Origin of the sequence: Burkholderia sp. Cy-637 (assembly GCF_011753175.1) — a bacterium.
GTDB classification, from domain to species: Bacteria; Pseudomonadota; Gammaproteobacteria; order Burkholderiales; family Burkholderiaceae; genus Burkholderia; species Burkholderia gladioli.
Window position 1 is genome coordinate 1 of sequence record NZ_VWWC01000083.1, and the last position, 12,385, is coordinate 12,385.

Sequence of the window (12,385 nt, forward strand, 5' to 3'; positions counted from 1 at the left end):
CGATGGCGAGCGCGTCGAGCCAGCCGGCCAGCGCCGCCGTGTAATCGGCCGCCAGCGGCGAGGCCGGCGCGACCGGCGTCGATTCGCCGTAACCGGGCGCGTCCCAGGCCAGCACGCGACGCGACGCGCCGAGCGTGTCGAGCTGGGCCAGCCACGAGGCCGCGCCCGAGCCGATGCCGTGCAGCAGCACCACCGGCAATGCCCGCTCGCCGGCCGCCGCGCGTGCCGTCGAATCGCCGGCCCCTTCCGCTGGACCCGATTCGCGCCAGCCGATCAGCCCGGCTTCGCGAATGGCGATGCGCCGCGCCGGAAACTGCCCGAGCCGGGCAGCCAGGGCCGCGTCGGGCCCGGCCTCTGCCTCGGCCCCGCGCGGATCGATTTCGCTCATGCTGCTCATGCTGGTCCCGTGCTCGCTCAACGCTTCAGGTTCGCGAGCGGCGAATCGGGCGGATAGGTGGGCGTGATCGGCTTGGCCGCGCCGAGCATCACGCACATCAGCGCGTCCTCCTCGCCGATGTTGATCTCGGTGCGATAGACGCCGGGCGGCACCGAGATCAGGTCGCGCTCGCCGAGCACGGCTTCCCAGCGCTCGCCGTCGCGCTCGCAGATCACCTTGATGCGTCCGCGCAGCACGAAGAAGATTTCCTCGACGTCGACGTGGATATGGCTCGGGCCGATATTGCCGGCCGGGATCACCATGGTCGAGAAGGTGAAACCGCCGGCCGGCACGGTGTTCATGTCCTTGGCCACGCCGGTGCCGCCGGTGCCGACGTAGCGCATCTGCGCGCGGCGGTACTGCGGGTCGTAGTCGGCCTGGAACTTCAGCGCGTCCCAGTCGTAGCGGCGCGTGGACAGGCGCGCGACGCGCCCTTCCATCCAGTCCGCGAAGCTCGCGTCGGCGGGCTGGTCCCACGACTTGCGTTCGATATCGAGCTGCTCCATGGTGTTCTCCTAGAGACTTCAGGACCCTCGGGTCCGCAATTTTCCGAAGCGCCGGATCGACCGTTCGCGTCGATTCGGCATGCTGATGATTGAAGCGTCAATGCATCACGAAACCGCCGTTGACCGGCAGCAACTGCCCGGTCACGAAACGCGCGGCATCCGACAGCAGGAACAGCACCGGGCCCGTCACGTCCTCGGGCCCTTGCGCGCGCGGCAGCGCGCGGCCCTGCAGGTAATAGGCATGGCGTTCGGCCGGCACGTAGCGAGTCGCCTCGACCTCGGTCAGCCCTGGCGCGATCGCATTGACCGTCACCGAGGCGGCGCCGTATTCGCGCGCCAGCGCATGCGTCATGGCGATCACGGCGCCCTTGCTGGCCACGTAGGCGAGCAGCCGGGGCGCGCCCCACAGGGCCGTGTCCGAGGCGATGTTGACGATCGCGCCGCGTCCCGAGCGCGCCAGGTGCGGATAGGCCGCGTTCGAGGCCAGCCACACGCCGCGCACGTTCACGTCCATCACCGCATCCCAGGTGCCGATCTCGAGCTCGGCCGCGTCGCGGCCGCCCGAGTTGGTGATGGCCGCGTTGTTGACCAGCCCGTCGATGCCGCCCAGCGCGCCGGCCGCCTCGGCGACGAAGCGCGCCACGCTGGCCGGATCGGCCAGGTCGAGCGGGAAGAAGGACACCGCGCGGCCCGCCTCGGCATGACGCGCGGCCAGCGCCTGCCCCGCCTCGACCAGCACGTCGCCGAAGGCGACGCTGGCGCCGGCCGCCGCGAGCGCGTCGACGAAGGCCGCGCCGAGCCCGCGCGCGCCGCCCGTGACGATCACGCGCCGCCCGTCGAGCGGAACCGAAACCGGAAGCTCAGCCATGCGCATGCTCCGTGGCGGGCTGGGTCGCCTGGGTCGATTCCGCGGCGGCCTGCGCGGCGCGATGCGCGTCGAGCGCGGCGGCATGTTCCTGCGCGCGCTGGCGCAGCAGGCGCCGCACGCGCGTGATGCCGATATCGTGCTGATAGAGGTATTCGTGATCGCGCGCGTTCGGCGCCAGGCTTTCCAGCACGTAGCGATCCTGTTCGAGCACGGCCCAGTGCAGGCCCTCGAGGCGATTGCGATAGAGGAAGCGCCAGACGTCGCGCTGCCAGCCGTCGACCTTGCGGGTACGCCAGAAATAGACCTGGCAGTGATCCTCGTCCACCGGCGTGGCGAAGCCGACGATGCCGAAGCTGCCGCCCGGGCCGAACTTCTGCTTGTAGGGAATCGCCAGGCGCAGCCACAGGCAGCCGGTCTCGCCCAGCTCGACCCAGTCGAAATTGACGTCGCGCTGGCCGACCTTCTCGAACATCAGGCCGGTTTCGGTCTTGCGCACGCGCATGTCGGCCTGCTTGTCGCCCTCGGCCATCGAATGCGAGCTCGCATGCAGGTAGGCGCCGTGCATCGGGTCCATCACGTTGTCGATCGCGTACTGGTAGTTGCAGGTCCAGTTCGAGACGCAGACGAAATGCGCATACGCGTCGCTGCTCAGCTCCTCGGGCAGCACCAGCGGCGCGGGCTCGCGATGCGCCTCGTCGCCGAACCAGAGGAAGATCGCGCCGGCCCGTTCCTCGACCGGGTAGGACTTCACGCAGGCCTGCCCCTCCAGCGGGCAGTTGGCGACGGCCGGCACGCGCGCGACGGTGCCGCTGCCGTCCACCTCGATGCCGTGATACCAGCAGGCGACGTGGTCGCCGAGGTTCCAGCCGAGCGAGAGGCGCGCGCCGCGATGCGGGCAGCGATCCTCCAGCGCATGCACGCGGCCCTCGCGATCGCGCCACAGCACGATCTGCTCGGACAGGCGCGTGAGGCCGACCGGCGCGCTCGACACCTGCCAGCTCGGCGCCACGGGGTACCAATAGTTGCGGATGCCACGGTCCAGATAGGCGCGGATCGGATCCGCGGCGGGCGCGGCCTGGGAAGACTGGGTGGGGGACGTCATGGTTATGCTCCGGAATGCGGGGAAGACAGGGCCGTCATGCCTTATTCGGCCAGCGCGGCCATCTCCGCGCGGAAGCGTTCGAGGGTCCAGGCCGAACCGTCGGGGGCACGCGAACCCACGCGGTTCAGCGCCGCCACCACCTCGTCGAGTTCGACCGCGCCGCTCTCGAACACGCGCTCGAGCGCATCGCCGAGATCGTTCTCGTACGGCGTCGGCTCGGCCTTGCGGGTCTGCCACACCAGGTTCGGCACCTGCCCGGGGATCTCGATACGCCCCTTGCCGGCCACCTGGTTCGGTTCCGGCGCGCGCCACGGCTGCAGATCCGGATTGAAGCTCACGACCTTGGTTTCCATCTTCACTCCACCTTCAACTGGATTTCCTCGCCGGCGAGCCGCACCGCGTACTGCTTCAGCGCGCGGCCGCCGGGCCCCTTCAGGCATTGCCCGGTACGAATGTCGAATACCGCCTCGTGCAGCGGGCATTCCACCGTGCCCTCGTCGACGAAGCCCTGGGTGAGTAGCGCGTAGGCATGCGGGCAGACGTTCTCGAGCGCGTAGAGCGCGTCGCCCACCCGGTAGATGCCGATCTCGACGCCATCGGTCCGCTTGAACTCGAGCGGCGCATCCTCGGACAGCGCGCCGGCGTGTCCGGCGCAAACCCATTGTTCAGACATCTGCTGGCCTTCCTTCAGATCAGTTGCGTTTTGTTCCATACAAGGAACGTTGGTTTATGGATGGTGATTATAGGATCGAGCCGCGCCAGGAAAAAATAAAAAACCGCGCGAGCTAGGGAAAACACCGAGCCGCCCCGCTCCGGTTCGGCTCGATTGCCGTTCGGCAACTGTATTTCACGGTGATTTCCAAATTTGTCCGAAGGAACACGAATCGCCGGGCCTCGCGTGGACCGTTCCGTCTCACGCTCAGATTTATTTTTTTCCGCTTGGCGAGCGCTCCTATACTCATTCCACGAACGGTACATTGTTCCTTATATGGAACAAACGACATGAAAAATGTAAGACGGCGTCCGTTCCGCCGTCTCACCGGCACGCGGTCGGCACGGCTCGGCCGCACGGAGTTTCAGGAGATCAGATGGTCAAGCGAGCGGTAGCAGCGGCATGCATGGCGGCGGGCGCGATCACGGCCGCCCATGCGCAGAGCAGCGTGGTGCTGTATGGGAGCCTCGATGCGGGGGTCGGTTACGTCAGCAACGTGGCCGGCAGCACCAAGGTATTGATGATCCAGGGCAATACGCAGCCGGACCGCTGGGGCCTGCGCGGGCGCGAGGACCTCGGCGGCGGCCTGGCGGCGATCTTCCAGCTGGAGAACGGTTTTTACACCAACACGGGCGCGTTCGCGACCGCCAATACGCTATGGAACCGGGCGGCCTATGTCGGCCTGGCCTCGAACCGCTACGGCACCATCACGCTGGGCCGCCAGACGCCGCTGCAGTTCGACTGGCTCGACCCGCTCAGCACCGCCTACCTGGCGATGAGCTGGTACGCCTTCCACCCCGGCAACATCGACGGGCTGGCCGCCACCGGCAACGTGCCCTACAACAACGCGATCAAGCTTAAGTCGCCGAGCTGGGGCGGCTTCACGGCCGCCGCCACGCTGGCGCTGGGCAACACCACCAACTTCGGCACGGGCCGCTCGACCGGCTTCGGGCTCAACTACGCGAACGGCTCGTTCAAGGCCGCGGCGGTCTACTCGAACGAGCATGATCGCTCGCTGCTGGTCAGCCAGGCCGGCATCGCCAGCTTCCAGGGGCAAAACACCGCCAACGGCTATACCGCCAGCAAGGTGGAGAACTTCGGCGCGGGCGCCTCCTACGCGTTCGGCGACTGGCTGGTGCACGCGCTCTACACGCGCGTGAAGATGGAGTCGAACGGCTATTCGGACACGTTCCAGAGCTACGACGCGGGCGCCAACTACCGGATCACGCCGGCCAACACGCTGGCCGGCGGGGTGGCCACCACCACCTTGTCGGGGCGGCGCTGGACCCAGCTCGAATTCGGCGACATCTACGCGCTGTCGGCACGCACCCAGCTCTATGCGAACCTGCTCTACGAGCACGCCAACGGCGGCGCGCAGGCGGCGTTCTTCACGGCCGGCGTGTCGAGCGGCGCCAACCAGCTGGTGGTGCTGGCCGGCATCCATCACTCGTTCTGAGGGACAACAGGCTTCGCGGCGGCCGGCGCGCCGCCATTATCCTGAGGAATGCAGAGCATCGGGAAAGGAACACGGCATGCATCGCGGCGCGGCGCCCTCCTTCGGGCGAGCCGCGCCGCCGCCGTTCAGACCATCGCCACGCGATGGCGCGCGTGCGCGACGGTGGGATCGTTCTCCAGCGGCCGGTAGTTGAGCCGCGAGGACAGGTCGACGGCCGCGCCGCAGACCTGCTCCACCAGCCGCTCCTTCTCGGCCGCGTCGCCGATCTCGGAACGCGGCACGGTGGCGGTGATGGCCGCCACGATCGCGCCCGAATGATCGCGCACCGGCGCGGTGACGGCCGAGATGCCCGACTCGAAGGCGCCCTCGCTGATCGCATAGCCGGCGCGCGCGTACTGGCGCACGCGCTCGTAGAGCTCGTCGATACCGCCGGGCGTGTGCTCGGTGAAGCGTTCGAGCTTGCCGCCGGCATAGAGCTGGCGCATCGCGTCGCGCGTGAGGTCGCCCATCAGCACGTGGCCGTGCACGGTGGCGTGCGCGGGCAGGCGCGTGCCCACGTGCACCTTCACCGAGCCGAACAGGGTGGCGTGGCTCTGCGATTTCGCCACGAACACCACGTCCTGCAGGTCGCGGATCAGCAAATGGGTGGTCAGGCCGGTGGCGTCGCGCAGCCGCTCCAGCACCGGCGCACCGAGGTCGGTCAGCTCCAGCGAGCTCAGGTACTCGAAGCCCAGCCGCAACACGCCGACGCCGAGCCGGAAGCTCTTCTCGCCTTGCACGCGCTCCAGGAAGCCGAGCGCCTCGAGGGTCTGCAGCAGCCGGAAGGTGGTGGTGCGCGGAATGCCGATCCGCTTCGACAGCTCGGGCGCGCCGAGCACCGGCTCGCGCGCCGAGAACTCGGCGAGGATGCGCAGCCCGCGTTCGAGCCCGGGCACCAGGTAGGACGACGGGTTGCCCGCGTCGTCGTCGCCGGGCGCCTCGGCAGGCGCGCTCGCTGGGGATGCCGGATCGGTCGTGGATTTGGCCATTGTCGACAACGCAGACGAAAGGATTCAGGGAAGGCGGAAACGATTTCCCGAATTATGCCTCGAACGCGCGACGATACGGCCCGCCTGGCGGGCGGGCCTGCCCGGGACAGCCGCCTGTCAGCGATAACGCTGCAGTTCCGGATCGGTGATCGGCTGCTCGGCCATGTTGAGGATGCCGGGCAGCGCGCTCAGGCGCGGCAGCCCGTTCAGGCCCAGCCACTTGCCTTCCTTGGTGCGGAACACCACGGTGGGCGTGCCGGTGAAGCCGAGCTGCTGGAACATCGCCGCGTTGGCGTCGAGCTTGGCCTTGGCGTCGGCCGGGACCACCATCAGCGGCGCGATGCCGCCCGATTCGTCCTTCTCCGAATACTTGGTCTCGAGCGTGTTGAGCAGGGCCGGGCCGTCCGGCGCCTTGAGCAGCGCGGCGGCCTTGCCGGCCGAATCGGGCTTCAGGAAGGCCAGCGGAATCCAGTGGACCTGCAGCCCGGCCGCCTCGTAGGGCCGCAGCGCGCGCCACATCAGGTGGCAGTAGATGCAGTTCGGATCCATGAACACGTACAGCGTCGACTTGACCTTGGCCCCGCTCGCACCCTCGACGATCGCGGGCGCGGCCTGCACCCGCGCGACCTGCGCGGCGTCCAGGGTGGGCGGGGGCGGGTCGTCCGCCCGGCTCGTCAGGGCGATCGTCAGGCCGGCGATGGCCAGGGCGATGCTGATCCGTGTCTTCATGAAATCCTCGGATGGTGATTCGGTGGCGCTGGCGCGCCGGTTTCGTTATCGCCGCAGCGGCGCAGCCTGCATTCTCGCGCGTTGCGCGCATCTTTGCGCGTTCGGCCATCGGCGGGCCGGCCGCTGGCCGTTCCCAGCCATGCCCAGCCGTTCCCGGCCGGGCCTTCGGGCCGGATCGGGCCACCATACCGGCCGTCGCGGGTCGCGCGACTGACGTTTCGCTGACGGCGCCGTCAGCTAGCCGCAAGCGCGCGGCGCGGCCCGACCAGGCGGAAGGTGAGATTGAGGCGCTCGCCCTGCACCGCCGGCGCCTTGGCGACGCGGTGGCGCCAGTCGCGCTGGGTGGCGCCGCGCATCACCAGCAGGCTGCCGTGCGTGAGCCGGTAGGCGCGCAGCGCGCGGCTGGCGTCGTGGCGCAGGTCGAACACGCGCGTGGCGCCCAGGCTCAGCGAGGCGATCACGGGCGCCTCGCCGAGCTCGGGTTCGTTGTCGCTGTGCCAGCTCATGCTGTCGCTGCCCGAGCGGTAGCGGTTCAGCAGCACGCTGTTGAAGCGTGCCCCGCAGGTGGCCTCGGCGAGCCGGCGCAGCTCGGCCACCGCCTCGGTCCACGGCGCCGGCACGTTGCGGATGCCGGAATACACATAGACTGCCTCCGGCTCGCCCTGCCAGGCGGTGAGCCGCGGCATCGGCACCGGCCCGCGCGGCGTGCGGATCGACTGCTGCCGCCAGTCCACCTCGGCGAGCAGGCGCGCGAAGAACGCGTCGGCGCGCTCGCGCGGCAGCCAGTCGGGATACCAGTCGAGTTCGGGCTCGGGCGGCGTGTCGAACAGATCGTCCATCGGTAAGAATCCTCGCATCCGGCTATCATCGCGGGATGGCGCCCGGGCCGCAAGCTGCCGCGCGGCCCCGGCATCCCGTCAACCGGGCATCGAGCCCATCCCTTTCCAGATCGATCGATGATGCTTTCCGATTCCGCATTCGACCAGTTGTTCCGCACCGCCCGCACCCACAACGCCTGGCTGCCGAAGCCGGTCGACGACGCCCTGCTCAGGCAGCTCGTCGAGCTGACGCTGTGGGCCCCCACCTCGGCCAACTCCAGCCCGGCGCGCTTCGTGTTCGTGAAGTCGCCGGAAGCGAAGGCCAAGCTCAAGCCCGCGCTCGCCGAGGGCAATATCGACAAGACCATGAGCGCGCCGGTCACGGTGATCGTCGGCATGGACATGGACTTCCACGAGCAGTTGCCCAAGCTGTTCCCGCACGCCGACGCGCGCAGCTGGTTCGCCGGCAACGAGGCGCTGATCGAGGCCACCGCGTTCCGCAATTCCTCGCTGCAGGGCGCCTACCTGATCCTCGCCGCGCGCGCCTTGGGCCTCGACACCGGCGCGATGTCGGGCTTCGATGCCGCCAAGGTCGAGGAAGCCTTCTTCGCCGGCACGCGGATCAAGGCCAACTTCCTGGTCAACCTCGGCTACGGCGACGAGAAGGGCCTGTTCCCGCGCAGCCCGCGTTTCGCCTTCGACGAAGCCGCGCGGATCGAGTAAGCGCGCGCCGCCGCCGGCAGGCGACGGCAGGCGGCACACCATGACGAGCGGCACGAGATTCGGCATCGGCCGCCGCGGAACCGGCTTCGGAATCCGCGGCGCAAGCGCTGGCACGACGCCGGGCGCGGGCATCGACGCGCCGCCTGGCGGCCGCCCTCGCCCTCGCCCGCACATGCGCCACGCGCCCTCGCCAGCCCGAGCCACGCCGCCTGCCCCGCTCGACCGGCTCGTCAACCCAGGCGCCCCGCCCTCGCGCGGGACGCCCGCTGTTGCGCTTCGCCCCCGGCGCCGACGCTCCCTGCGGTGCCGCCCCGTTCCCCGCCTCACTTCCGCTGCTGCCACCATGCGACGCATCTCCGCCTTCCTGCTGCGGCTGATTACTTTCGGCGTGCTGTTCCACGTCTATGTCGGCTTCCGCCTGATTCCCGATTTCAGTTCGAGCGCCGCGCGCATTCCCGCCGTGCTCTGGCTGGTCGCCTCCTGCCTCGTGATCCCCCTCGGCATGCTCTCGCGCACCTTCGAGCGGCAGCCGCTCGGCGACCGCGTGGCCTGGATCGGCCTGCTCGAGATGGGATTCTTCTCCTCGCTGCTGGTGCTCACGCTGGCGCGCGACCTGCTGCTCGCCTCGCTGCTGACGCTCGACGCGCTGGCGCCACATACCGTCTCGCTCGCGCACTGGCGCGCCCTCAGCGCCGACGCCGTGCCGCTGCTGGCCTTCGCGGCCAGCGCGATCGGCTTCTTCAACGCGCGGCGCCTCGCGCGCGTGGTCGAGGTCGAGGTGCCGATCGACGACCTGCCGGCCTCGCTGGACGGCTTCACGATCGTGCAGATCAGCGACATCCACGTCGGGCCGACCATCAAGCGCGGCTACGTCGAGGCGATCGTCAACGCGGTGAACCGGCTGCAGCCGGACCTGATCGCCGTCACCGGCGACGTGGTGGACGGCAGCGTGGCGCGCCTGGCGGGCCACGCCGCGCCGCTGGGCGCGCTGCGCGCGCGGCACGGCGCCTTCGTGGTGACCGGCAACCACGAGTACTACTCGGGCGCGGATGCCTGGGTGGCCGAATTCCGCCGCATCGGCCTGGACGTGCTGATGAACGAGCATCGCACCATCGAGCACGGCGACGGGCGCCTGGTGCTGGCCGGCGTGACCGACTACTCCGCCGGCAGCTTCGATCCCGCCCATCGCAGCGACCCGAGCGCGGCGCTGGCGGGCGCGCCCGCCGACGTGCGGCTGCGCGTGCTGCTCGCGCACCAGCCGCGCAGCGCCAACGCGGCGGCCGATGCCGGCTTCACGCTGCAGCTCTCGGGCCACACCCACGGCGGGCAGTTCTTCCCCTGGAATTTCTTCGTGCCGCTGCAGCAGCCCTTCGTCTCGGGGCTGGCGCGCCTGAACGGACTGTGGGTCTATACCAGCCGCGGTACCGGCTACTGGGGCCCGCCCAAGCGCTTCGGCGCGCCTTCGGAAATCACGCGCGTCAAGTTGGTGGCCGGCCGCCCCGTGCAATGAGTCGCCGGCTCCACATGCAAAAATGCCGCCCCTTCGGGGGCGGCATTTTTTCGAGCACGATCGATCACGGTCGATCGATGACGCCTCAGCGTTCGATGCGCGCATCCCGCTCGCGCAGCGAGGCCGGCAGCGCATAGGCCACCAGCAGCGCGCAGACCAGGCTCAGCAGCGCGATCACGTAGAGCGCCGGGGTGGTCGAGCCGGTCAGGTCGCGCACCCGGCCGACCATCACCGGGCTGACGATCCCGCCCAGTTGCCCGAGCGTGTTGATCACCGCGATGCCGCCGGCCGCGCCGGCGCCGGTCACGAGCTTGGGCGGCAGCGCCCAGAAGGCCGGGATCGAGGCCACCACGCCGGCGCCGATCACCGCCAGCGCGACCAGCAGCAAGGTGGTCTGGCGGTCGAAGTAGCCGGCCGCGAAGAAGCCGACGCTGGCCATCAACAGCAAGGCCACCACGTACTTGCGCCGCTCGCCGCTCGCATCCGACAGGCGCCCCACCGTCACCATCGCGATCGCGCCGGCGATATAGGGCACCGAGGTCAGCAGGCCGATCAGGGTGGGATTCTGCGTGCCGGCGGTACGGATCAGGTGCGGCGCCCAGAAGTTGAGCCCGTAGGAGGCGATCTGGATCAGGAAGTAGACCAGGCCCAGCATCAGGAAACCGGGCGTCCTGAGCGCGCCGAGCAGCGAATGGCCGCCCTGCGGATGGCGGCCCTGCTGCGCGATCTGCCCGGCGAGCCAGGCCTTCTCGTTGCCCGACAGCCAGGACGCGTCCTCGATGCGGTCCTTGAGCTGGACCATCACCAGCACGCCGAGCAGCACGCAGGGCACGCCGCCGAGCAGGAACAGCCAGTGCCAGCCCGGCATGCCCAGCGCGCCGTTCAGGTGGCCGAGCACGAGCCCGGCGGCCGGCGCGCCCACCAGGCCCGAGAAGGCCGAGGCCAGGAACAGCAGCGAGGTGATGCGGCCGCGATGGCTGGGCGGGAACCACAGCGTCAGGTAATAGAGCACGCCCGGCGCGAAGCCGGCCTCCATCGCGCCGATCACGAAGCGCAGCCCGTAGAACTGCCATTCGGTATGGACGAACACCATCGCCGTGGTGGCGATGCCCCAGGAGATCATGATCCGCGCGATCCAGCGCCGCGCGCCGACGCGATAGAGCAGCATGTTGCTCGGCACCTCGAACAGCACGTAGCCGATCACGAACAGGCTCGCGCCGAGCCCGTAGGCGGTGTCGGACAGGCCGAGGTCGCCCTGCAGCTGGAACTTCGCGAAGCTGATGTTGATGCGGTCGAAGAACGCGAACAGGTAGCAGATCATGATCAGCGGCATGAGCCGCCAGGCTACCTTGCGGATCACCGTGATGCCGGTTTCGCTGCCGGCCTCGCGGCCGTCCGATGCGATTGCGCTGCTGCTTGCCATGTTTGTCTCCAGGCCGGACTGGCGGAGGGCCGTCCGGTCGAATTGGTTGGGATGCCGTAGCTCGTTGATACGGTGAAACGTCGGGACTTCAGCTCATCTGAAACGATCGGCCGGCTGGCGCCGCCGCCGCCCTCAGGCGATTTCCGCCACGTAGGCCGGCGCCGGATGCAGGTCGGTGTTGCGGCCCGCCTTCGCCACCTGCCCCGGCACCTCGTGGCCGACCAGGGCCGGCAGCGTGCGCGACAGCGGCAGCAGCCGCGCCAGGTCGATGGTGTTGGGGATCTCCATCTCGTCGCACAGGTTCACGAGATCCTCGGTGCAGATGTTGCCGGACGCGCCGGGCGCGAACGGGCAGCCGCCGAGGCCGCCCAGCGAGGCGTCGAAGCGGCGCGCGCCGGCCTCGTAGGCGGCCAGCACGTTGGCCAGGCCGAGCCCGCGCGTGTCGTGGAAATGCAGGGTCAGCGCCGAGGCCGGCACCAGGTCCAGCACCCGCGCCACCAGCCGCGTGACCTGCCGCGGGTTGGCCATGCCGGTGGTATCGGCCAGCGTGATGCCGCCGATCCCCAGCTCGCGATAGGCGTCGACCAGGTGCAGCACGCGGTTCTCGTCGATGCGCCCCTCGAAGGGGCAGCCGAAGGCGGTCGCCACCGTGCCGTTGAGCGAGACGCGCGCGCCGTGCACCAGGCCGACGATGTCGCCGAAGCCGGCCAGCGAGTTCTCGCAGCTCATGCGCATGTTGGCGCGGTTGTGGGTCTGGCTGGCCGACATCACCAGGTTCAGCTCGTCGGCGCGCGCGGCCAGCGCGCGCTCGGCACCCTTCGCGTTCGGGATCAGCGCCACGTAGGTCACGCCGGGCGCGCGGCGGATGCCGCGAAACACCTCGTCGCCGTCGCGCAGCGCCGGAATCGCCTTGGGCGAAACGAAGGAGCCGGCCTCGATGCGCGTGAAGCCGAGCTGCGAGAGGGAATCGATCAGCGCGATCTTGTCGGCCGTCTCGACCCATTTCGGCTCGATCTGCAGGCCGTCGCGCGGCGACACTTCCTGCACCACCAGGGTATCGGCCGCCATGCGCAG

Annotated in this window: 14 protein-coding genes; 3 read left to right on the forward strand and 11 right to left on the reverse strand. The window is 69.6% G+C overall.

The features are described 5' to 3' along the window. The 6 genes from F3J10_RS20890 to F3J10_RS20915 all read right to left on the reverse strand — a co-directional run. The coding region (locus tag F3J10_RS20890) for an alpha/beta fold hydrolase (protein WP_167242904.1) at positions 1-388 on the reverse strand (388 nt) is incomplete at its 3' end. 26 nt (positions 389-414) lie between these two features. Continuing rightward, positions 415-942 (reverse strand): cupin domain-containing protein, encoded by a 528-nt coding sequence (locus tag F3J10_RS20895; RefSeq protein WP_166917158.1) that lies wholly within the window; start codon positions 940-942, stop codon positions 415-417. A gap of 97 nt (positions 943-1,039) precedes the next feature. Then, positions 1,040-1,810, reverse strand: coding sequence for an SDR family oxidoreductase (locus F3J10_RS20900; protein ID WP_025097965.1), 771 nt, complete (start codon positions 1,808-1,810; stop codon positions 1,040-1,042). Next, complete coding sequence (locus tag F3J10_RS20905) at positions 1,803-2,912, reverse strand: aromatic ring-hydroxylating dioxygenase subunit alpha (protein WP_025097964.1); 1,110 nt, start codon at positions 2,910-2,912, stop codon at positions 1,803-1,805. The genes F3J10_RS20900 and F3J10_RS20905 overlap by 8 nt, the downstream gene beginning before the upstream one ends. Before the next feature lie 41 nt (positions 2,913-2,953). Beyond that, positions 2,954-3,265 (reverse strand): recombinase-like helix-turn-helix domain-containing protein, encoded by a 312-nt coding sequence (locus F3J10_RS20910; protein ID WP_025097963.1) that lies wholly within the window; start codon positions 3,263-3,265, stop codon positions 2,954-2,956. A 2-nt stretch (positions 3,266-3,267) separates the two neighbouring features. Beyond that, complete coding sequence (locus F3J10_RS20915; RefSeq protein WP_013689902.1) at positions 3,268-3,585, reverse strand: non-heme iron oxygenase ferredoxin subunit; 318 nt, start codon at positions 3,583-3,585, stop codon at positions 3,268-3,270. 415 nt (positions 3,586-4,000) lie between these two features. Between F3J10_RS20915 and F3J10_RS20920 the strand changes: the two genes are divergently transcribed. Next, the gene (locus F3J10_RS20920; RefSeq protein ID WP_025097962.1) at positions 4,001-5,080 is read left to right on the forward strand and encodes a porin; all 1,080 of its coding nucleotides are present in this window, start codon (positions 4,001-4,003) and stop codon (positions 5,078-5,080) included. A 125-nt stretch (positions 5,081-5,205) separates the two neighbouring features. Here the strand turns inward: F3J10_RS20920 and F3J10_RS20925 are convergent, their stop codons facing one another. From F3J10_RS20925 to F3J10_RS20935, 3 genes are all read right to left on the reverse strand, one after another. After that, complete coding sequence (locus F3J10_RS20925) at positions 5,206-6,108, reverse strand: IclR family transcriptional regulator (protein WP_013689900.1); 903 nt, start codon at positions 6,106-6,108, stop codon at positions 5,206-5,208. 117 nt (positions 6,109-6,225) lie between these two features. Then, positions 6,226-6,837 carry a thioredoxin fold domain-containing protein gene (locus F3J10_RS20930; RefSeq protein ID WP_025097961.1) on the reverse strand — a complete coding sequence of 204 codons (612 nt, stop codon included), beginning with the start codon at positions 6,835-6,837 and terminating at the stop codon, positions 6,226-6,228. Positions 6,838-7,070: 233 nt separating this feature from the next. Continuing rightward, positions 7,071-7,676 carry an alpha-ketoglutarate-dependent dioxygenase AlkB gene (locus F3J10_RS20935; protein WP_036056702.1) on the reverse strand — a complete coding sequence of 202 codons (606 nt, stop codon included), beginning with the start codon at positions 7,674-7,676 and terminating at the stop codon, positions 7,071-7,073. A 117-nt stretch (positions 7,677-7,793) separates the two neighbouring features. On the opposite strand from F3J10_RS20935, the gene F3J10_RS20940 reads away from it, so the two are divergent. Both F3J10_RS20940 and F3J10_RS20945 read left to right on the forward strand, forming a co-directional pair. After that, positions 7,794-8,378, forward strand: a complete 585-nt coding sequence (locus tag F3J10_RS20940; RefSeq protein WP_166912416.1) for a malonic semialdehyde reductase — start codon at positions 7,794-7,796, stop codon at positions 8,376-8,378. Positions 8,379-8,721: 343 nt separating this feature from the next. Continuing rightward, on the forward strand, positions 8,722-9,888 hold the full coding sequence (locus F3J10_RS20945) for a metallophosphoesterase (RefSeq protein WP_025097958.1): 1,167 nt from the start codon (positions 8,722-8,724) through the stop codon (positions 9,886-9,888). Between the two features lie 85 nt (positions 9,889-9,973). Here F3J10_RS20945 and F3J10_RS20950 read toward each other — a convergent pair whose 3' ends face one another. Both F3J10_RS20950 and F3J10_RS20955 read right to left on the reverse strand, forming a co-directional pair. Further along, a complete protein-coding gene (locus F3J10_RS20950; RefSeq protein ID WP_167242905.1) occupies positions 9,974-11,311 on the reverse strand; it encodes an MFS transporter in 1,338 nt (445 codons plus the stop codon). A 132-nt stretch (positions 11,312-11,443) separates the two neighbouring features. Continuing rightward, positions 11,444-12,379, reverse strand: a complete 936-nt coding sequence (locus F3J10_RS20955; protein ID WP_029949772.1) for a hydroxymethylglutaryl-CoA lyase — start codon at positions 12,377-12,379, stop codon at positions 11,444-11,446. Positions 12,380-12,385: the final 6 nt, after the last annotated feature.